This is a genomic window from Calothrix rhizosoleniae SC01, assembly GCF_900185595.1.
GTDB classification, from domain to species: Bacteria; Cyanobacteriota; Cyanobacteriia; order Cyanobacteriales; family Nostocaceae; genus Calothrix_A; species Calothrix_A rhizosoleniae.
Window position 1 is genome coordinate 1 of the sequence record NZ_FYBH01000234.1, and the last position, 21,099, is coordinate 21,099.

Annotated in this window: 18 protein-coding genes and 1 pseudogene; 13 read left to right on the forward strand and 6 right to left on the reverse strand. The window is 37.7% G+C overall.

Going from position 1 to position 21,099, the window contains the following annotated elements; all coding sequences use genetic code 11:
- Window positions 1-267 (reverse strand): annotated as a pseudogene (locus CALSC_RS13880) (SAM-dependent methyltransferase); the annotation flags it as partial.
- A gap of 136 nt (window positions 268-403) precedes the next feature.
- Here CALSC_RS13880 and CALSC_RS13885 point away from each other — a divergent pair.
- The 4 genes from CALSC_RS13885 (at window position 404) to CALSC_RS13900 (ending at window position 3,164) form a co-directional block, all read left to right on the forward strand.
- Complete coding sequence (locus tag CALSC_RS13885) at window positions 404-1,726, forward strand: ABC transporter substrate-binding protein (protein ID WP_088241920.1); 1,323 nt, start codon at window positions 404-406, stop codon at window positions 1,724-1,726.
- A gap of 51 nt (window positions 1,727-1,777) precedes the next feature.
- Window positions 1,778-1,978, forward strand: a complete 201-nt coding sequence (locus CALSC_RS26490; RefSeq protein ID WP_088241921.1) for a hypothetical protein — start codon at window positions 1,778-1,780, stop codon at window positions 1,976-1,978.
- A 13-nt stretch (window positions 1,979-1,991) separates the two neighbouring features.
- Window positions 1,992-2,390 carry a hypothetical protein gene (locus CALSC_RS13895; protein ID WP_088241922.1) on the forward strand — a complete coding sequence of 133 codons (399 nt, stop codon included), beginning with the start codon at window positions 1,992-1,994 and terminating at the stop codon, window positions 2,388-2,390.
- Window positions 2,391-2,549: 159 nt separating this feature from the next.
- Window positions 2,550-3,164, forward strand: a complete 615-nt coding sequence (locus CALSC_RS13900) for a Uma2 family endonuclease (RefSeq protein WP_088241923.1) — start codon at window positions 2,550-2,552, stop codon at window positions 3,162-3,164.
- Between the two features lie 150 nt (window positions 3,165-3,314).
- Here CALSC_RS13900 and CALSC_RS13905 read toward each other — a convergent pair whose 3' ends face one another.
- Complete coding sequence (locus tag CALSC_RS13905) at window positions 3,315-5,384, reverse strand: S9 family peptidase (protein ID WP_088241924.1); 2,070 nt, start codon at window positions 5,382-5,384, stop codon at window positions 3,315-3,317.
- Between the two features lie 5 nt (window positions 5,385-5,389).
- Entirely contained in the window at window positions 5,390-6,169 is a 780-nt protein-coding gene (locus CALSC_RS13910) for a hypothetical protein (protein ID WP_088241925.1), read from the reverse strand.
- A 126-nt stretch (window positions 6,170-6,295) separates the two neighbouring features.
- Here CALSC_RS13910 and hemE point away from each other — a divergent pair, with 126 nt between their 5' ends.
- Window positions 6,296-7,354 (forward strand): uroporphyrinogen decarboxylase, encoded by a 1,059-nt coding sequence (gene hemE / locus CALSC_RS13915; RefSeq protein WP_088241926.1) that lies wholly within the window; start codon window positions 6,296-6,298, stop codon window positions 7,352-7,354.
- Between the two features lie 106 nt (window positions 7,355-7,460).
- Window positions 7,461-8,426 carry an NAD-dependent epimerase/dehydratase family protein gene (locus tag CALSC_RS13920; RefSeq protein WP_088241927.1) on the forward strand — a complete coding sequence of 322 codons (966 nt, stop codon included), beginning with the start codon at window positions 7,461-7,463 and terminating at the stop codon, window positions 8,424-8,426.
- A 238-nt stretch (window positions 8,427-8,664) separates the two neighbouring features.
- Here the strand turns inward: CALSC_RS13920 and CALSC_RS13925 are convergent, their stop codons facing one another.
- Together CALSC_RS13925 and CALSC_RS13930 are read right to left on the reverse strand one after the other, a co-directional pair.
- Window positions 8,665-9,459 carry an LmeA family phospholipid-binding protein gene (locus CALSC_RS13925; RefSeq protein ID WP_088241928.1) on the reverse strand — a complete coding sequence of 265 codons (795 nt, stop codon included), beginning with the start codon at window positions 9,457-9,459 and terminating at the stop codon, window positions 8,665-8,667.
- A 1,436-nt stretch (window positions 9,460-10,895) separates the two neighbouring features.
- A complete protein-coding gene (locus CALSC_RS13930; RefSeq protein ID WP_088241929.1) occupies window positions 10,896-11,381 on the reverse strand; it encodes an allophycocyanin subunit alpha-B in 486 nt (161 codons plus the stop codon).
- A gap of 142 nt (window positions 11,382-11,523) precedes the next feature.
- Between CALSC_RS13930 and rlmD the strand changes: the two genes are divergently transcribed.
- Window positions 11,524-12,900: a 23S rRNA (uracil(1939)-C(5))-methyltransferase RlmD gene (gene rlmD / locus CALSC_RS13935; protein ID WP_088241930.1), complete on the forward strand. Its 1,377-nt coding sequence runs from the start codon at window positions 11,524-11,526 to the stop codon at window positions 12,898-12,900.
- Between the two features lie 418 nt (window positions 12,901-13,318).
- Window positions 13,319-13,774 carry an ATP-binding protein gene (locus tag CALSC_RS13940; protein WP_088241931.1) on the forward strand — a complete coding sequence of 152 codons (456 nt, stop codon included), beginning with the start codon at window positions 13,319-13,321 and terminating at the stop codon, window positions 13,772-13,774.
- A 204-nt stretch (window positions 13,775-13,978) separates the two neighbouring features.
- Here CALSC_RS13940 and CALSC_RS13945 read toward each other — a convergent pair whose 3' ends face one another.
- The gene (locus CALSC_RS13945; protein WP_088241932.1) at window positions 13,979-14,269 is read right to left on the reverse strand and encodes a DUF6439 family protein; all 291 of its coding nucleotides are present in this window, start codon (window positions 14,267-14,269) and stop codon (window positions 13,979-13,981) included.
- Between the two features lie 47 nt (window positions 14,270-14,316).
- Here CALSC_RS13945 and CALSC_RS13950 point away from each other — a divergent pair, with 47 nt between their 5' ends.
- The 5 genes from CALSC_RS13950 to CALSC_RS13970 form a co-directional block, all read left to right on the forward strand.
- Complete coding sequence (locus CALSC_RS13950; protein ID WP_088241933.1) at window positions 14,317-14,736, forward strand: DUF2203 domain-containing protein; 420 nt, start codon at window positions 14,317-14,319, stop codon at window positions 14,734-14,736.
- A 1-nt stretch (window position 14,737) separates the two neighbouring features.
- Complete coding sequence (asnS, locus tag CALSC_RS13955; protein ID WP_088241934.1) at window positions 14,738-16,129, forward strand: asparagine--tRNA ligase; 1,392 nt, start codon at window positions 14,738-14,740, stop codon at window positions 16,127-16,129.
- Window positions 16,130-16,572: 443 nt separating this feature from the next.
- Window positions 16,573-19,389, forward strand: a complete 2,817-nt coding sequence (locus tag CALSC_RS13960) for a GAF domain-containing protein (protein WP_143288256.1) — start codon at window positions 16,573-16,575, stop codon at window positions 19,387-19,389.
- Window positions 19,390-19,409: 20 nt separating this feature from the next.
- On the forward strand, window positions 19,410-19,829 hold the full coding sequence (locus tag CALSC_RS13965; protein ID WP_088241936.1) for a response regulator: 420 nt from the start codon (window positions 19,410-19,412) through the stop codon (window positions 19,827-19,829).
- Window positions 19,830-19,877: 48 nt separating this feature from the next.
- Window positions 19,878-21,099 (forward strand): hypothetical protein (locus CALSC_RS13970; RefSeq protein WP_143288257.1); only part of this gene is annotated, 1,222 nt, incomplete at its 3' end.

The following is a 21,099-nucleotide window of genomic DNA, read 5'->3' on the forward strand; positions in this document are numbered from 1 at the left end:
CTTATCTCCAATATATTCATGACTCTCTAAATGCCATGCTCCTAGTTCAAATAAGTAGATTTCTCCTACCTTTTCCTGGTAAAAATTAGTAGCCTCCTCCCAATCAAAATCCTTGTGTCCTAATTCTGCCATCTCCTGTTGAGAAGCCATCAACTTACTTTCTAAGGTTTGGGTATCTAAATGTAAGAAATCTTGTAAATGCTGTTTTAAAGAAAATGAATCTTGAGAATAAGTGTTTAAATAAGGTGGAATGGTAGGTGTAGCCATGATTTTTTCACAATGAACTCAGACTAATATGATACTATTCAAGTGTAAAGATAATAACTTAATATTTATACTGAATCAAAAATAAATATTACCAAGAGTTTTTAAGTGATAATTTCAATCTATCTAACTACTTGGCATGAAAACTAACCTTTCCCATTTTCCAATAGAAAAATTAACCCAGAAATTGAGAATTTATAATTGGTCATTCCCAGTTCTGACAATTTGTCTGATCTGCCTGATTATTTTATTTGGTTGTCAAAATACCACAAAAAAAGATAACGGAGTCATTCATTTAACACTGTGGCAGGGAATTAATCCCCCTGTGAACAGAGATGTATTTAATAAATTAGTTGATAAATTTAACCAAACCCATCCTAATATTTATGTGGAGTCTATTTTTGCAGGTGAGCCAGACCAACAATTACCAAAAATATTAACGGCAGTAGTTGGCAATGTACCCCCAGATATTCTGTCATTTTCTCCTGAAACTACAGGTCAATTTGTGGAACTAGGAGCAATTCAACCTTTAGAAAATTGGCTGGAAAAATTACCTGTAAAGTCAGAAATTCCTCCCAATTTATTTGATGAGTTGCAATTAGATGGTCACATTTGGTCTGTGCCACTGTACACCAGCAATCTCGGTATTTTCTACCGACCAAAATTGTTTCAAGCTGCGGGAATTACGCAAACCCCCGAAACTTGGTCAGAACTAAGACAAGCTGCGAAAAAGTTAACTATAGATCGTAATGGTGACAACAGACCAGAACAATATGGGATGTTACTACCCTTAGGAAAAGGAGAATGGACTGTCTTTTCTTGGTTCCCCTTTTTGTGGAGTGCTGGAGGAGAAGTTGTGACCAAAAACCAACCTAATTTAAATAACCCAGAAGCGATCGCAGCTTTACAATTCTGGCAAGATTTATTACTAGACGGCTCAGCAAAACTTTCAGCTCCCGAACGGGGTTACGAAGAAGATGACTTTATTGCTGGCCGTGTGGCAATGCAAATTACTGGGCCATGGACTTATATTACCAAGTCGAAGGTTGATTATGGGGTATTTCCCATACCTGGGAATGTTGAACGTGCCACAGCAACGGGTACTGGAAATTTTTATTTGATGAAAACCACCCCAGTCAGGGAAAAAGCAGCGCTCAAGTTTTTGGAGTATGTTTTAAGTGCGGAATTCCAGACAGAATGGAGCATTGGCACGGGTTTTTTACCAATTAATCTTAAAGCCGCCCAAAGTAAAGCATATCAGGAATTTGCTAGTCAAAAACCAGAATTACAAGTATTTTTAGCACAAATGCCCGTAGCAAAGTCTCGACCAATTATAGTTGGATATAGTCGTTTATCTGATAGTCTTGGTCGAGCCATTGAAGCTAGTTTATTAGGTGAGTCCCCCCAGAAAGCATTGAAAGCAGCTCAAGAACGGTTAGATTTAATTTGGGAGAATGAATAAACGAAATTGTGTATGTGATGTCTAGTTGACATACTCCCACGGATAGAATCCGTGGGATTCTGGGGTCAAACAGCGATAGCAGGCACAGCCCGACTTACATCACCTAGCCCAATGGGTAATGGACTTGTTCCTTCCCAAGAAGAAGATTACGATTTGAAATCAAAAGTCCTGGGGAAAGGTGGCAATCGACGATTTCATGGAAAATTTATAGATGGAGTATTGCACTTTACTGGGTTAGTCACAGAACATTAATAGGAAATAAGCCATGACTAAACTCGAATTGAAAAATCATCCCGTATGGCATGATTTGACCGAAATAGTGGAAAATCTAGATGCAAGTTCACTTGTTCAAGAGCATTTAAAATTATCTGATTATAAAATTTGCGGCTATTGGGATGAGCAAGATGAATATTATGAAGGGATTATTTTACCCCATACTCTAGTACCTTCCTTCGTTAGTAGTTCTATTGGTGTTACAGATACCAAACGCTTTCTTGAATTGAAATTTGTTCTTCTAGCTTCATCTCATGTTGTTGACAGTCAACCGAATACTATGGATAATTTTGGTACTCTTGTTCTTATCTATGATGAGAATTTGGAATTTGTCGATGAGAATTGGGTTATAGATGTTAATTTTCCCACTGTACAGGCAAAACGGGCTTAGATAATGGTTCTCATTAACTGCGTATACCAGAGTTCAAAAAATAGCAGTAAGAATGAACTCGGATGAACAGATTTTCGGTAAGTGAAAATTGAAAATGAAGGCTAATGTCTTGCAGTATGTCAAAATAGTTTTAGGTTATTCAACTCAGGAGGTTTGATAGTGGTTATTAATCAAACCAATCCGCCCACCACTACCCCAGATGTGACAACAACTCGCTTCACCCTAGAGGAATATCGGGCGATGGAATCAACCGCCGAAATTCGTCACGAATATCGCAATGGAGATATTATAACTATGCCAGGAGGGTCAGAAGCCCACAGCGCGATCGCTAGCAACCTGTTAATTTATTTGGGGTTTTTGCTCAGAGATACCAACTTTCGCTTATATAATAGCGACTTGCGTGTTTGGATTCCTGAATACAATTGTGGGACTTACACTGATTTGATGGTAGTTGATGGACAACCACAATTGAACGGTGATAGAACTGACGAAATTCTCAATCCTTTACTGATTGTTGAAGTTTTATCACCCTCCACTGAAGCTTATGATCGAAGTGAAAAGTTTAGAAAATATCGCTCCATTCCTAGCTTTCGTGAATATTTACTAATTAGCCAAGCAGAACCTTATATTGAACAATACCACAAACTTGGTGACAGTAATAATCGCTGGCAATGGCAGGTTTACGATCATCTCGAGCAGTTGATATTACTACACAGTCTAAATGTAGAAATTCCTCTTGCTGAAGTCTATCGCCGCATTAATTTTTCCTCCTGATTTTTAAGCAAGGAATAGGGAATAGGGAGTAGGGAGTAGGGAGTAGGGAGTAGGAAAAATTCTACACTAAAAGTTTTTATTCAAGTTTTTATGAAGGTGCGTTATCTACTGCACAACACACCCTATCCCATCACTCCATCACTCCTTCCCTCACTTCCCCACTCCCAATCTATCGAATACAAAAGCATACTCAAAAACCAATTCCTTCAAGCTTTCATACCTTCCAGAAGCCCCACTATGTCCCGCACCCATATTAGTTTTCAGTAAGAGAATATTTTCATCGGTTTTCATGTCCCGTAATTTCGCCGTCCATTTAGCCGGTTCCCAATACTTAACACGAGAATCATTTAAACCAGCAGTAATCAGTATATCTGGGTAATCCTTTGCTTCCACATTATCATAGGGAGAATAGGACTTAAGGTAGTCATAATAAGCCTTTTCATTGGGATTGCCCCACTCTTCCCACTCCATCACAGATAGGGGCAAGGATGTATCGAGTATAGTTGTTAACACATCGACAAAAGGTACACGAGCAACAACTGCTTGAAACAAATCGGGACGCATATTCATCACCGCTCCCATTAACAACCCACCAGCACTCCCACCGGAAATCGCCAAGCGATCGCTAGCTGTCCAACCTTGGGCAATCAAATACTCAGCACAGGTGATAAAATCTGTGAAGGTATTTTTCTTATGTAAAAATTTCCCTTCTTCGTACCATTGTCGCCCCATTTCTTCCCCACCACGAACATGAGCAATGGCAAATACTACTCCCCTATCTAAGAGAGATAATATATCCGATGCAAATGTGACTGGATAAGAATAGCCATAGGAACCATATCCCAACATAAATAGGGGATTTGTACCATCTTGTTTAATATCCCGTGGATAAACAATAGAAATGGGAACTGATGTACCATCATCGGCAGTAGCCATCAACCATTCGCTCCGGTATTGAGTGCGATCGTATCCACCCAAAACTTCCGTTTCTTTTTTTAACTCCCGTTGATTAGTATCCATATCATAATCAAATACCGATGGAGGAGTAATTAAAGAAGTGTAACTAAACCGGAGAATATTAGTATTAAATTCCGCGTTTGTATCTTCCTCAAAATCATAGGTAGGCTCGGGAAAAGTAATCTGATTTTCGGCTCCTGTGGCAATATTTTGGATTCTAGCTGTGGGTAATCCTCCCTTTCTTTCGTAAATTACTAAATGATTAACAAAGGCACTGACCTCTGATAATCTCACATCTTGTCGATGAGGAATTACAGTTTGCCAATTATCTTTCCCAATGGCAGTAATCGGAGTCCTCATTAATTTAAAATTAATTGCTGTTTCATTAGTAACTATATAAAAATAGTCGCTATGATGTTCAACATCATATAAAATCCCTGTATCCCTTGGGGCAATCACCTCAAATTCACCAAAAGGATTATCAGCCTTTAAATAGTGAATTTCTGAGGTAATACTACCGCCGACAGTCAACAATAAATATTCTTGACTACGAGTTTTATCCACATATAAATGATACCCATCATCAGGCTCATGATAAATCAATTCATCATCAGCAACATCACAACCTAAAGTATGTCTAAACAATTTGAAAGGGCGATTGGCATCATCAATTGTGGTGTAAAAAACCGTTTTATTATCATTAGCCCAAACTAGTGAGAAATAAGTATCTTCAATGATATCTGCATATAATTCATGGGAATTCAAATCTAAAAAAAACAGAGTATAACGCTCGGCTCCAGTAGTATCAGTTGAATATGCCAAAATCTGATGATTGGGACTAACTGCCAATACACCCAAATCACAGAATTCATGACCATTTGCCAATTGATTCTGATCTAATAAAACTTCTTCTCCAGCATCAAGACTACCCCGTTTGCGGCAGTATATTGGATAAGCTTTGCCTTCCTCTGTGCGGGAATAATAATAATAGTCATCCTTGCGATATGGTACCGAGAGATCCCTTTCTTTGATGCGAGCTAGTATTTCTTCATAAAGCTGGGTTTGCAGCCCTTGGGTGTGCTGCATCATGGCATCTGTGTAAGCATTTTCTGCTTCCAGATAGGATATTACTTGGGGATTTTCTTGATCGCGCATCCAAAAGTAGTTGTCTACCCGGCGATCGCCGTGCAATTCTAAAATCTGGGGCTGTTTTTCTGCCACAGGAGGAACCACATTAGTTTGCAGATGACTATCTGTGTTCATATTTGTTAACCTTGCTTCGACCTTCCTTGTGAGGATGAATGGGAAATTGTGGGCATACCCTTGGGTTTGATTTTTAAATTGCACAAGGCAATGGCTGGAATTACTCCCAAAATCACTGCCGTAAATCCTTGTCCACTTAAATACAATATCTGAGTCCGGTTGATTTCTGGAATAAACTCTTGCAAAAGTGAAAGCAACCACACCAAAATACTGATGGTAAAAAATATCCCAGAAGGCAAAAAAGTCCACCACCAAGCACCTATTACCCGTTGTCTGATTACTAGCCACTGCAAGAGTCCCAGCCAAATCGCAGCCAAATTATAGGCAATGGTAGACAAGATACTAAATACTACCACCTGATTGCTAGGCAAAAATTGTAATACATTCGGGGAAAGAATATAGTTTTTCCATGCTTGTGCCACATTAAGAAAAATTAACCAACCCATACTAGTGGCTAGTGTCCACCACCAGAAGGACAAATAGCGCCCGATTAATAATCCTTGAAAAAAAGCAAAAATGACCGCAAATAAACCTATGCCAAGATTATTGGTAATATTAGACCAGATTTGTGGCTGTGAGGCAAAACCAGGTGATAAAATAGTTCTTAGGTTGATTTCTAAGAAAATACTGGCAATTCCCCCCAAAACCCATCCTACAAGGGTCGCCAGGGTAAATTGGACAAAAAACCAACGACGTTGCGATCGCGGAATTAAAAGTAAGGGTCTTTTACCTGTTTGGGTAGTATTAGACACTGCATCAGCAGAATAATTAGAGTCCTTTTCCATAGAATCAAGTAGCTATCAGTCATTAATGATCAGTTATCAGTTATCAGTTATCACAAAAGCGTAATCCCAGGATGATAAGCTAAAGATTGGCATAAATATAGTGATTTAGATAGGATGTAGTATTCAATGGGTGTCTCCTCAAGCGATCCTCTTTTACTCAGAGCAGCCCGTGGTGAAGTCGTAGATCGTCCCCCCGTATGGATGATGCGACAAGCAGGACGGTACATGAAAGCTTACCGAGATTTACGAGAAAAGTACCCTTCTTTTCGCGATCGCTCGGAAATACCCGAAGTAGCGATTGAAGTTTCTTTGCAGCCTTGGAAGGCTTTTCAACCAGATGGTGTAATTTTATTCTCCGATATTGTCACACCACTTCCAGGAATAGGTATTGATATGGACGTTGCGGAAGGTAAAGGACCAATTATTGCTTCCCCCATCCGCACTCAAGAGCAAGTTGATAATTTACGTCCCCTAGAACCTGAAGAGTCTTTGCCATTCATTAAAACCATTTTGCAGTCATTGCGCCAAGAAATTGGCAATAAGTCTACCATGTTAGGTTTTGTGGGTGCGCCCTGGACTTTAGCTGCCTATGTGGTAGAAGGTAAGGGATCTAAAACTTACTCCATTATCAAAAATATGGCGTTCTCCGATCCGACAATGTTACACCAATTTCTGGGTAAACTTGCAGATTCCATCGCCACCTATGTGCGCTACCAAATTGATTGTGGCGCTCAAGTAGTACAAATGTTCGATTCTTGGGCAGGAGAATTAAGTCCTCAAGATTATGAAACTTTTGCCTTACCATACCAAAAACGGGTTTTCCAGCAAGTTAAACAAACTCACCCTGACACACCACTAATTTTATTGGTTAGCGGTAGTGCTGGTTTACTCGAAAGAATGGCTTTATCCGGTGCAGATATTATCAATGTTGATTGGACAGTTGATATGGCGGATGCACGGGCAAGATTGGGCAAAGAAATGAAAGTCCAAGGTAATCTTGACCCAGGGGTGCTATTTGGTTCCCAAGAATTTATCCGCGATCGCATTTATGATACTGTGCGTAAAGCTGGTAATAGAGGTCATATTCTTAACCTCGGTCATGGTGTTCTACCCAGCACCCCAGAGGAAAATGTGAAATTTTTCTTTGAAACAGCCAAGCAAATTAGTCTTACCGCTGCTGTGTGAAACATCTCTTGTTAGTTATTGGTCATTAGTTGTTGGTCATTAATTGGTATTACTATTTCATCAACCATAAGTAATAAACTAATAACTAATCACTAATAACTAACCTATGACTCAAAAACGGATTTTGCTGACTGGCGCTAGTGGGTGTATCGGTCATTACCTGAGTGAAACTTTAATTCAGGATACAAATTATCAACTATATTTACTGGTCAGAAATCCCCAAAAATTACAAGTAAATACCCAAGCACGTTCTGGAATCAATGTTTTGCAAGTTGATATGGCAGACATTGGTCAGCTTGCCGATTTATTAAAAACTATAGATATAGCTGTTTTAACTGCAACTGCTTGGGGTGGTGAGAATACTTATGATATTAACGTCAACAAGACCCTAGAGTTGATGAATTTGCTGGATGTAGATCAGTGCGAACAGGTAATATACTTTTCTACTGCTAGTGTATTAGGGCGTGATAATCAGCCAATTCCAGAAGCAGGGGAACTAGGGACAGATTATATTAGTTCCAAATATGATTGTTTGCATAAAATAGATGAATTAGCGATCGCTTCTAAAGTCACCACGGTTTACCCGACTTTAGTATTGGGTGGCGATGGTAAAAAACCTTACTCTCACCTGACAACGGGTATTCCCGAAGTTGTTAAATACATCAATATCATTCGCTTTTTGCAAGCAGATGGTAGCTTTCACTTCATCCACGGTAAAGATATTGCCACAGTGGTGAGGTACTTAATAGAAAACCCAGATACAGCAAAGGATGCAAAGAAATTCGTTTTAGGGCAAAACCCTTTAACTGCTAACCAAGCAGTAGAAGCAGTATGTAACTATCTAGGTAAAAAAATTTACTTTCGCATCCCCCTGTCATTATCATTGGCAAATCTGATTATTGCCGTATTTCGGATTCAAATGGCAGCTTGGGATCGTTTCTGCATGAACTATCGCCACTTTACCTACAATCAGTTTATCAACCCTAGTAGTTTTGGCTTACCCAACTACTGCACCTCAATGGAAGATGTATTGAAAATTAGTGGTGTGGGGAGTGATGGAGTGATGGAGTGATGGAGTGATGGAGTGATGGAGTGGTGGAGTGGTGGAGTGATGGAGTGGTGGAGTGATGGAGTGATGGGATGATGGAGTGATGGAGTGATGGAGTGATGGGATGATGGAGTGATGGAGTGATGGGAAGATGAGTATAAATGGCTGTCTTTCCCTCTTTCCCTCTTTCCCTCTTTCACTCCTTCCCTCTTTCACTCCTTCCCTCTTTCTCTCCTTCCCTCTTCCTTCTTCCCTCTTTCCCTTAACCGGTACGGGGAATGCGCTCAATTTCCGCATAACCGCTAAATATCAGTTGCTTACCTTGGGTTTCTAAGCGATTAAGCCGCATTTTCACCCCATCCAGGTCGAAGCGATCCAAATCAACCATATTATCTAAAATTTCTACTAGCGCCCTACTTAAGGTTTGTGACGTTTGTTTTTGTGCTTCTGGCACATTATCTAAGTTGATATCAGGATTTTGGAAAGATACTCTTCGCCGCTTTTCAATGGAAACATTTACGGTCATATTTAGGGGTACTAGCTCGCCATTGCTCAAATCTGCTTGGGCAAAAATCTGCAACTGATTTTCTGGTAATAGCTGTACCTTTAATTCTGGAAAAGAAACAGGTTTACCATCAGATAAAGCAGTCAAACTAGGTACAGTTAGATTAATTAAACGCTTTTTGACTAATTCAGCTTGAAAAGAATTGTTAATACCTGCTTCAGATAATACTACTTGAGCGATCGCTTGGGTCGGTTGCTTCAAATTCAATTTGCCACTCATTACCGAGCTGAAGTCAATAGCAACAGCATCAGTTTCAAAGGACATTTCCTCCACAGCAAATTCTCTGCGAATTACCAAACCACGACCATTCATTTTGAAGCTGTCAATGCTGCCTTGCAAAAGTTTGCTAGAGGGATAGCAGCGGACAGATACCTCCACCGACTCGCTTTGGGTAAACAAGTGGCGAATAGTTTGGCTGGCGACTGTGTTGAGCATTTTCTCACCCCAGTCTGTACCCTTGGATTCTGTAAAACCAGTTAGTCCGCCGAACATTTGAGTCTAATCTCTAGAAGTTCTTTGTACTTTTGTAACAAATTGTGAACAATAGAGCAACCATATAGGGATTGATTTTGTTAATGACCAGGAGTGAAATGGTTAATGAGTTGGATTTTTGATGAGTTGTATTCAGTAAATTTTGCCAGAGAATTAATTTTGTGGCTACAGGTTGGGAATACTGAAACTAGGTTATCAGTTTATTTTCCTATTCTACAAATTTATGGCACAGAATCTTTTATAACTAGCTCAATAACGGGATACTAAGGCGATTACCAATTTGGTGCATGAGTGGTTAGGCTTACCAGATTAACTGCGATCGCAAAGTAAAAAAAAGATTGTTTGCCAGTCATAGGGGAGTCCCGTGAAGTTCCAGGGCAAAAGTCAGTAGTTCCTATCATTCAGGATGGATTAAAAACTTTAAGTCTTGAATCTGTGACAAAAGTGAATAATTTTGGGCATTGGTGGCGCAATTGGTAGTGCTGCAATGCAAATTACCAGGTCGCAGGGCAAGAATTGAACAAACTTTATATTTTATTTAAATTACTTTAATTTTTTGGTTTATAATAGGGACATTTACTTTACAACATAAATCATAGATTTAACTTTTTCTTATTCTTATCTTAAGAATTGCCTAATTTCTATATTGCCTTAGTGGTTTTATTAGTCTGCCAAACAAATTGCGATCGACAGATTATAGTTGACACGAGTCCAAAAGTCTTGAAATACACTCATTTCAGGGTAAATATTGTTGTGATGAGAATCACGAATACCTATGACTATGATCCTATATTTACCACCTAAAAATATACATAATTAGAACTACTGAACTCTAGCCGAGTCATTAATAGGGAACACACAAAATGCCGACAGTTTCTAGCTATGCTTCTGTCGGTTTTTTATTTTTTGCTTGGCTCAAACCAAGAAGGGATCAACTGGGTAATATATAAACAGGCAATGCAACCTCTGTAGGCTAGCTACAACATTTATTTATTGCTTTTAGGATATTTTTTCTGGAGAAAGTGCAAGGAAATAGGGGTGAAACTATTCCCTATATCCGATTCTCAATTCCCAATTTCCTACCTCCAGCAAAGGACTTTTACTTATTGTAAAAGTCTCTCTCTGCCCTTGCTTTCATCCCCTGGTTCCTAAGACTCCACCGGGGGACTTCCCGCAAGGAGTGTTAAATTTCCCCACAACCAATTTGTAACTTGACAAATAAATGTGACAAATAAATGCCATAGCCACTAATGATTGTGGGGAAGATTATTCTCAAAATAAGAATATTATCGACCCAGGCTGCTCATATTTAATCCTGGTGTTCCCACTTTGACATTTAGACAAAAATATTCAAGTAATGCTCCCGAGTTATTCTTTATGTACCCAAAATCAGCATCTCAGGGACAATCAGTCAATCAGTCACATCTAATTTGCTTTTATGACATTCCCTGAATAATGAAATCAAAGTAAGGAGCTGTTGCAGCACCATCTTCTTTATTCAGTAAATCTAGGGAAGCCATTTTCAAGCTCTTGATTGCTTCGACCATTCCGGCGAGGGGTACACCCAAAGAATTGTACATTTCCCGCGCTCCCAACAAACCAATGGATTCAATTGGTTCTTTGTCACCACTTAGCACACCATAGGTAACGAGTCGTAAGTACCAACCAAAATCGCGGATACATTGGGCACGTTCTCGCTTTCCATAGGCATTACCACCTGGTGTAATAAAATCGGGGCGTTTTTGCCACAATTGTTTAGTTGCTTCTTGTACTATTTTCTTTTCATTTTCAGTCAGGGTGGTGACGATACGCATTCGTTGTTCCCCTGTTTTTAAGAAGTCTTGAATGTTTTTTAATTCACCGCTACTGGGGTAACGTAGTTCATCGTCGGCTTTGAGAATAACTTGGCTTACTACAGTCATGATTTTTGCAATGACATGAAATGTTATTTGCTAGTTTAGCGACTCTCAGGCACACAAGGGAAGTAGGGAAGTGATGATGAGATGATGGGAACAGGTGATGAGGTGATGAGGTGATGTATAACAATCCAAAATCTAAAATCGTATGACGAATTGGCAACAAGGTGAATTAATTGAAATTGAAATCGCCGATCTCAGTGATACTGGGGATGGGGTAGGACGTTGGCAAGAACGGGTGGTGTTTGTACCTGATACTGTCCCCGGCGATCGCATTATTGTCCGTTTGGTACACATAAAACGTCAATATGCTTATGGGAAGCTGGAAAAATTTTTACAATCATCACCCCACCGGATTCGCCCCAGTTGCATTGTGGCTGACAAGTGTGGGGGTTGTCAGTGGCAACATATCAATTACGATCGCCAATTACAAGCTAAACACAACCAAGTTATTCAAAGTTTAGAACGGATTGGTGGTTTTCACCAACCGCCTGTAGATCCGGTCTTAGCTGCACCCTCTCCTTTACACTACCGTAATAAAGTTACCTATCCTCTGGGGTTATCCACAACGGGAAATGTACAAGCTGGGTACTACCAAAAAGGGAGCCATAAGTTAATTAATTTAAACCAATGTCCAGTACAAGACCCTCGTTTGAATCCATTACTGGCTGGAATTAAACAGGATATTCAAAAGCGCGGTTGGCAAATATACGACGAACGGCTACACCAAGGGCAAATTCGCCATCTCAGTTTACGTATTGGTCGTCGAACTGGGGAAATTTTACTGACCCTAATCGCAAATCAGGTAAACATACCAGGAATTGCAGAACAAGCACAAGAGTGGTTAGACCACTATCCCCCATTAGTAGGAGTAATGTTAAACCTGAATAGCGATCGCACTAATGCCATTTTTGGCAAGGAAACCCACTGCATTGTTGGAGTTCCTTATTTGCGAGAACAATTTGCTGGTTTAGAGTTGCAGATACGAGGTGACACTTTTTTCCAAGTTTATACAGAAACAGCCGAAGCCCTCCTAGAAGTGATTCAATCTGAATTAAATTTACAAGGTGGTGAGATACTAGTTGATGCCTATTGTGGCATTGGCACATTGGCTTTGCCCTTAGCAAAACAGGTACGCCAAGTTATCGGTTTAGAAGTTCAAGGTTCAGCAGTGGCACAAGCAAACTTCAATGCTCAACACAATGGCATTGACAATACTAGTTTTCAGGTGGGAACAGTAGAAAAATTACTGCCCCAAATGAATATCCAGCCAGATGTTGTATTGCTCGATCCACCCCGTAAAGGATGCGATCGCGCAGTTATTGAAACTTTACGAATCTCAAAACCATCTTCCATAGTGTACGTCAGTTGTAAAGTAGCCACCTTAGCTCGGGATTTAAAACTACTTTGCCAAGATGGCATGTATAGACTGAAACGCATACAACCTGCGGATTTTTTCCCACAAACATCCCACGTGGAAGTTGCTGCTTTTTTATCATTATCCCATACTGGGAAGGATACCTAATCTAAATAACTAACTCTTCTTTACAATTTGTAGTCTAATGCATAGTGACAATGCTAGAATCTAGTTAGACCAAAAATATAATTCTTTCTTTGTAAAAACTTTAAAGTTGCATAGACTCTTAAAGATATGAACAAGGTTGTTGAAAGTGCAAATCAGTACACATTAAAGGAGACAAAACTCTAAAAAACTAGAAAGCATCTTTCTCGAATGATGGAAGCTTTTGAAATGAAATTACTACTGCTAACAATGAAAACAACCGATGATTATTATTTAAAGTCAATGCTCCCTAGCATTTTCACAATTTAGTTTTCCAGACGCAAGTTTGCAGAAGACACAACCACCTAATAATAAAACAATCGGGGTGTGAGTGACACCAAACTAATGTCTAGCTAACTCTGAAAGCTATGGGGTCTCTCTTGTGATTACAATTTCACTCCGTCCTATTGGACGCAACTGGGGCACAATCAGTTTTGCCTCAACCTTATATCTCTGTCCAATTTTAGATTTACTTCTGGCAGAGATTCCCAGCAGAATGCAAGCAGAACTGCGTCTAGGACTTCAAGAAGCCTTAGTCAACGCAGCTAAACACGGCAACAATCTTGATCCTGGCAAAACAGTGATAGTCCGTTTTTCCTTAATTGACGATCGCTATTGGTGGATCATATCAGATCAAGGTCGAGGTTTTCATCCCGCCTGTAGTTGTGATACAAATCCCACAGAATATTTACCCCCAGATGAGTCAGAAAGTGGTAGGGGTTTATGTATTCTGCATCAAATATTCGATCAAGTAGAATGGAACCGCAAAGGGACAGAGTTAAGGTTATCTAAGCAGTTAGAAAACCGCCCCAGGATTCCATTATTATCACGTAACTAAATTCCGTAACTAAACTCGATTACAAATTTCACTGATTTCACGGATTTGATTACGGGAATTTAATTATATTGAATTATACGGATTTAGCTGATCCGTGCAGTTTGTCATTCGAGGACTAAAATTAAAAACAAGTATGCTCCTAAGAGTAGTTAAATAGGGGGAAATTCGTCTGTCACTCCTTCACTCCTTCACTCCTTCACTCCTTCACTCCTTAATTCCTTTATCCCCATGAGTTGGACAAGGGGGAGCGGAAATAGAGCGATTTAACCAACCAGTGGCTTGCTCTAATCGAGGTAGGGCTTCTTCTGGTTGATCTTTTAACAAAAATACCAGAGCTGCTGCTGCTTGTTCGCTAGCACGAGCTTTTCGGTTAGACTTGAGACGATGCCAATCGTTAGGGGAAATGCCAAGTCTATCCATCAGTGCTTGGGCTAATTCTAAGGTAGTTAAACTATTTACATCGGCAGATAAGGGCATATTTTTAGATTCCACCATAATTTTTGGGCATACTATCTTTTAAAACTACTTTACTAAATATTTAGATGCAACTGCCGCAAATACCTGACGAACAAAATTCTGAACAGACGGAATTATCAGCAGAATTTGAGCAAGCACTAGGTAATGTGCAAAAATCCCTGGTAGAGCTGCAACAACGTTATGCTCAGATTCTTCGGGATAAACAACGTCAAATTGAGCTAAAGCACCACCGAGAGGATATAAAACAGCAATTGCGGAAAAATCCTCTTCCAGAATTAAAAACAGAACTACAACAGATTCAACAACAACTGGAAGATTTGGATAATGCTTTAGGTTTAATGTCTGAGAGTTATTTAACAGTTTCTTTTTTGGCTGGTGGTTTTGTGTTTACAAAAACTGGTTTACGAGAAGCATTTTGGCAAATCATCCGCTTTGGTGGATTGGGCGTTATCATAGGCTGGATATTAAAGTCTGTGGTTGGATAATATGGTAGATCTACGGATTGCAGAAATTTTACGTAGTAGTCAACCTGATGAATTAGTCAAAATTCAAGGCTGGGTACGCACAAAACGGGAATTAAAAGGATTTGCTTTTATTGAAGTTAATGATGGCTCGTCTCTGGCTAGTTTACAAGCTGTGCTAGATGGAGATTTACCAAATTATGAAGAAGTATTAAAAAAGCTAAATACAGGTGCTTCTGTGGAAGTGAGTGGAGTAGTGGTAGCTTCCCAGGGGAAAGGACAGCGCATTGAGTTAAAAGCTCAAACTGTAGAGGTATTTGGAGAAGCAGATGCGGAAACCTATCCCTTACAGAAGAAACGCCACTCCTTTGAATTTTTGCGTACCATTGGACATTTGCGATCGCGGACTAATTCTTTTGGTGCGGTTTTTCGGGTGAGAAATGCTTGCTCTACAGCCATTCACCAATTTTTCCAAGAACGTGGTTTTATGTGGGTTCACACTCCCATTATTACTGCTAGTGATTGTGAAGGAGCAGGGGAGTTATTTAGTGTTAGTAACTTAGACCTGAAGAATATTCCCCGCACGGACAGTCAAGCTGTAGACTACAGTCAGGACTTTTTTGGTAAACCCACCTATTTAACAGTTAGTGGTCAATTAGAAGCAGAAATCATGGCGATGGCGTTTAGCAACGTCTATACCTTTGGTCCTACCTTCCGCGCCGAAAACTCCAATACCTCCCGTCATTTAGCAGAATTTTGGATGATAGAGCCGGAAATGGCTTTTTGCGACTTGAGTGGGGATATGGACTTAGCAGAGGCATTTCTCAAGTATATTTTTCAATATGTAATGGAAAAATGCCCAGAAGATATGGAATTTTTCAATAAACGTATTGATAATACTGTCCTCGCCACAGCAGAAAATATTATTAATAATCAGTTTGAGCGCATTACCTATACAGAAGCGATCGCACTTTTAGAAAAAGCTGATGCCAAGTTTGAATATCCCATTAGTTGGGGTTTAGATTTACAATCAGAACACGAGCGTTATTTGTGTGAACAGCAGTTTAAAAAGCCTGTAATTGTTACTGATTATCCAGTGGAAATTAAAGCTTTTTATATGCGTTTAAACGATGATGGTAAAACCGTCGCCGCAATGGATATTCTCGCACCAAAACTTGGTGAAATTGTTGGTGGTTCCCAACGGGAAGAACGGCTAGATATCCTTGAAAGTCGGATCAAAGCTCAAGGAATGGAACCAGAAGATTTATGGTGGTATCTGGATTTACGCCGGTATGGTACAGTTCCCCATGCGGGTTTTGGATTGGGTTTTGAAAGATTAGTCCAATTTATGACTGGTATGAGCAATATTAGGGATGTAATTCCTTTCCCTCGCACCCCAGAAAGTGCAGAATTTTAGTTTTTATTAGAATTGCAAACAAGAGTGCATTAGTTAAGGATATTGTATTATTATTTCCTGACTTAATGCACTCTTTTGTTTATAAGTAGGACTTACCCATAGACAATATATATAGCAATCCCCAATTAGGGCGTGGACATTGTTAAAGCATCAAACCTATGAGCAGTAAACTTATTACTTATTACTTATTATTTATTAATTCTTGACCAAAAAATAGACTGGATACAAGCCCCCGGATTTATCCGTGGAGAGTCAAAAATATTGTCTGAGTTTCAAGTCCCTCGATTTATCGATGAGGTAACTGATAACTGATAACTGATAACTGATAACTGAAATGACCGGGAGTTACAGATGGTAAAGTTAGAGAATAACCGGGAGTTACAGATGGTAAATTAGAGAAGTAAGCCCCTAAGCAGAAAACCAATTAACAAACTATCAATTGCTTGATTGCTAAGCTAAACCGTTCATTTTTTTGGAAGGGGATTAAGTATGTAACTTGTTATGAGGTGAATATGCTCCATGAAGCTTCAGAAGAGCGCTTAGATAAAATATTCAAGGATTTGAGTAAAATTCCGTTTGAGTATAAACACCAAGATGATGCCTTGAAGCGAATTACCGAACTTGGTAAACAAGCATTCAACTCTCATACTTTTGCTATAGCTTTGATTCTGCCTAAAACTCAGAATGTCACTCAAGTTGTTTGTACTAGTAATAATCCAGATTTTGAAGAATTAATTAATTACGAAAAAAAATTATGGGATGAATTAGTATTATCTCATTCTGAGGCAATTAATCTTATAATCAGAGAAAAATATGATTTAAAAGCAGTCTATAGAAGTCCTTTATCCTCTGTAATAAATACTCCAGTTGGCTATATTTACCACTGTACTTCCAAGCTAGAAGTCCTAACTAAATCTAAACAAAGCTTATTAAAATCCTTTGCTATTCGAGCAGTTATTGCTCTGGAAAATATCGATTATTATAAAACTTTTAATCCACTGGAAACATTATGCAATTTATCAGAAAAATTGATGACGGTTTCCTCCGATGAATTTATTCAGCTATTACCAGATAAAGCTTGTGAACTATTTTCTGCATCAGCTTGCATTCTTTGGAAAAAAGATGCAGAACGTGAAAAATTTAAAATTTTGGCTACTGGTGGCGAAGTAGATGATGATTATAAACAACTAGAACTTGATAGTAATTTTATTTCATCGCGAGATTCCTATTTTAAAGAAGGGATTTTTTATCTACCCGATATTACTCAAGACCCTGATAAATTTCTGCATCGTGCAGAAGTGCAAAAAAGACAATGGGTTTCTATACTCAGTGCACCTTTGATTATTGATAAAGAGATTATAGGTATTTTAGACCTTTTTACAACAAAGCCTCGTGATTTTACAGAAATAGAGCAAGAAGAATTTAAATGTTTCTCAAATTATGCAGCTTTATCTCAACAAATTACAAATCATCTGAAAGATAGAGAAAAGCTGCAAAAATTGACTGAAATAATGCAAAAAATGATTAGCAATAATAATGCTAATGAAATTCTCAAATCATTTTTAAATGGAGCTTTAGAGCTATTTGATTTAGAGCATCAAGCTAATAATAGTTTTTGTTCATTATCCAGAATTGAAAGAATTGGAGAAATCAGTCGCTTAAATTATTCTACCGGGAAATTAGAAATTATTGAACAGAGCGAAGCGAAAAGAAAAATTCCATATTTGAAATTGGGTGAAGGTCTTACTGGTAAAGCTTTAAAAGATAAAAAAACTCTCATGGCGAACGATGTTTTAAGTTCCGAATGGCAAGGTATTTATATTAACCATTGGCTATATGCTAAGTCAGAAATTGCTGTTCCTATAGTTATCGAAAATATTCCAGTTAGAGTTCCAGATCCAGATACAAAAGAAAGTAAAGTAGATTTTGGCGACAAACTAATAGGAGTCTTAAACATTGAAGCGTCGGTAGTTAATGCTTTTTCAAAAGCCGATGAGAAGTATCTTAGTATCTTAGCAGGTTATGCGGGTGTATTAATTGAAAAGCGAGAATCAGACGGAAAACTAAGGAAGTTACGGCAAAAAGAACAAGAAATCACCAATCATTCCAAGACTTATAGTAAAATCATGGAAGATATAATGCAAGTGATTACTGAAATCTTAGGTTTTGAAATGGTTAATATTTCATTAGTCAATTTTGAAACCAAAAGAATTAGAACAGAATACATAATCGGTATCTCCAACCAAGAAAAAGAACAGTTTAAAAAAGACGCAGATCATTCTTTAGATGATAAGGATATTCAATCTTGGATTGTGAAACATGCCAAAATTGTAGTTCCAGATCTGAACGACGAACGTCTCGATCAAACAGTATTTAATAAATATGGGCATAAAAGTTTGGTCAGAATTTTTATGCCTATGATTGAATCTTCTACTAATAGAGTTATCGGTACTCTTGAGGCAGGTTATAAAAGGGATTATCGAAGGTATATTTATGATCGAGATGTGCAGATATTAGAAAATTTTATTGATTATGCAGTGCAAGCATTAGAGCGTAGGAAATCAGGAATAATTAATAGAATTACTCATGAGCTAAGATCTCCTATGGTTGGTATTAGAAGCAATGCCAGTTTTATACGAAGACGTTTTCAAGAGATAACTCCAGAATTAATTGATAGAAAACTAGAAGATATTTTAATAGACTGTGAAATTTTATTGTATGAAGTCGCAGACTTAGAATATATTATGGGAGGTCATACTTCTCAACAAAATAAAATAGAAGAAATCTTTATTTTTAGAGATGTTATTATTAAGACGATTAATCAGCTTCGTCCAGTTGTTATTGATAAAAGATTCTCAATAGATAATATTTGTTACAGTAAAATGATTTCTAAGTTAATAGGATTGAAGATCCAAACAGATAAAGCGAAACTCAATCAAGTTGTATATAACTTGTTAATGAATTCAATCAAATATGCAAAAGAAAACCCCAATGATTTTAGGATTTTTATAGATATTGATAACAAAAATAAAGATAATCTAATCATTAAATTTAAAGACTGGGGAATTGGTATTAAAAAAGAATACGAAACAAAAATATTTAAGGAAGGATTTCGCTGTCCAGAAGCAATATCAAGAAATGTTAATGGTTCTGGCTTAGGACTAGCTATTTCTAAGAGTATAATGAAAAAATTAGGAGGAGATTTAATTTTATCTAATAATGCTGAACCAACAGAATTCCACTTAATTATTCCTAAATAATAAAGATGAGGTGTTAAGCTGTGACTTTAGCAAATATTCTGTTTGTTGATGATGAGCCAAGAGGTATAAAAAACTTTATTGATGAATTGATATTTTCTGGTTATCAAGTTAATTTCCAAAATAATATAGATTCTGCTGAAAAATATCTTCAACAACATCATAATACAATTCAACTAGTTATTTTAGATATCATGATGCCACCAGGAGAAACATTAAGAATGCAAGATACTGATAATGGAATGAAAACAGGTATATTATTCCGCAATAAAATCAGAAGCGATTTTCCTGAACTTCCAATTATTTTGTTTACAAATTTTCATCCTGACCCTCAGCTTAAGCAAGAGATTCATGATGATCCAAAAAGTTTGCTCCTTCAGAAGTATAATTATCTTCCTTTTGAGTTGGTTGAAGTGGTTCAAAATTTTTTTAATCTATCTTGACATTAATTTTTATTGTTTTTTAATTATTGCAAACTACCTTAACTTCAAATGACAGAAAATCCTCGCAAAAATATCATTGATAGCATTAGAGTAGAACTAGATAAACTATTTGAAGAAGTTAATCAGGGAAATTTTAATTTAGAAGGACAAAAAGAAATTGTCGAAAGAATTGAGCCACAATTTATAAATAATCAACTTGAATTATTAGATGTTCTCATTGGCATCATCAATATTTATGCTAAGAAGTTTCGTTTCTTTAATGATTCCGAACTTGTTGAAATTTATCAAGAATGGTATCAGTTACGAAATACTGCTGAATTGATGCGAAGAAAAGTGCAGCTTCTTCAACCTCGTGATTTAGAGGATTTTAGAGGTACACTGATGTGGATGAGTGAACATGGAAACGAAGAAGAATTAGAGCTTATTAAGAAAATTAGAAATAAGTTACCTTTTGACACTGAAGAAATTAAAATTTTATATAAACGATGTCAGCAAAAGATTGAAGATAGAATTTTTTCTAATCAGCCTTCCCTACAAGAACAGAACATATATCAAATTTTCTGTTCCGAATCTGAGCTAAAAGAAATATTCCCAGATATAGAAATTATTGAAAGCTATGATGCGTTTATATTCATCTCAATAGATAATGAAGAGATTATTTCTCAAGTCAGGACTAAATATCCAGTCAAGCAACTAGAATTTCAATCTTCAGAAGATCCTGGGGAAGACTCAGGAGAGCCCACAATGGTAAAAAAAGAGCAAATCGTTAAATTTAGGTTTCCCGTTCGTCGTGAATGGAAACAACGGATAGAAGGCACAGGGGCAAATATTTTACAACCACTAGGGAATTCTGAATTTATCGTTTCTATACCTAATCAAGAAACTTTAGACCAGATTAAGCAATTTAGAGAAGTTGATTCTGTTATCCCTTATGAACCCACAATTCGAGTTCAAGAGAACTATTTAGAAAGCCTGGGGGCAGAAATAACCGACGAGATGCTAGCAGAAGCAAAATTAAAAATCGGTGAAAAAACCGAAATTGATAATAATATCATCCCTGGAATTTTAATTGCTCGCTTCTTTACAGAAGAAGATCAAAATAATGCTTTAAAGACTCTAGAGAATGAGAAAATTGATGTTGTTGACCAACCTGATATTAATGAAATAATTGTAGATTTAATTAATCATAGTAACCCTCTAAATGCCTATCAAATTATCAAAAATCTACCAGGATTGATTTCTCTCGAAGAAGAAAATATTGAAACCACCT

Bases quoted from the DNA above. Each gene is read 5' to 3' on its own strand.
- CALSC_RS13885 (WP_088241920.1), top strand. From the start codon at position 404: ATGAAAACTAACCTTTCCCATTTTCCAATAGAAAAATTAACCCAGAAA.
- CALSC_RS13895 (WP_088241922.1), top strand. From the start codon at position 1,992: ATGACTAAACTCGAATTGAAAAATCATCCCGTATGGCATGATTTGACC.
- CALSC_RS13905 (WP_088241924.1), bottom strand. From the start codon at position 5,384: ATGAACACAGATAGTCATCTGCAAACTAATGTGGTTCCTCCTGTGGCA.
- CALSC_RS13910 (WP_088241925.1), bottom strand. From the start codon at position 6,169: ATGGAAAAGGACTCTAATTATTCTGCTGATGCAGTGTCTAATACTACC.
- hemE (WP_088241926.1), top strand. From the start codon at position 6,296: ATGGGTGTCTCCTCAAGCGATCCTCTTTTACTCAGAGCAGCCCGTGGT.
- CALSC_RS13920 (WP_088241927.1), top strand. From the start codon at position 7,461: ATGACTCAAAAACGGATTTTGCTGACTGGCGCTAGTGGGTGTATCGGT.
- CALSC_RS13925 (WP_088241928.1), bottom strand. From the start codon at position 9,459: ATGTTCGGCGGACTAACTGGTTTTACAGAATCCAAGGGTACAGACTGG.
- CALSC_RS13930 (WP_088241929.1), bottom strand. From the start codon at position 11,381: ATGACTGTAGTAAGCCAAGTTATTCTCAAAGCCGACGATGAACTACGT.
- rlmD (WP_088241930.1), top strand. From the start codon at position 11,524: ATGACGAATTGGCAACAAGGTGAATTAATTGAAATTGAAATCGCCGAT.
- CALSC_RS13945 (WP_088241932.1), bottom strand. From the start codon at position 14,269: ATGGTGGAATCTAAAAATATGCCCTTATCTGCCGATGTAAATAGTTTA.
- CALSC_RS13950 (WP_088241933.1), top strand. From the start codon at position 14,317: ATGCAACTGCCGCAAATACCTGACGAACAAAATTCTGAACAGACGGAA.
- asnS (WP_088241934.1), top strand. From the start codon at position 14,738: ATGGTAGATCTACGGATTGCAGAAATTTTACGTAGTAGTCAACCTGAT.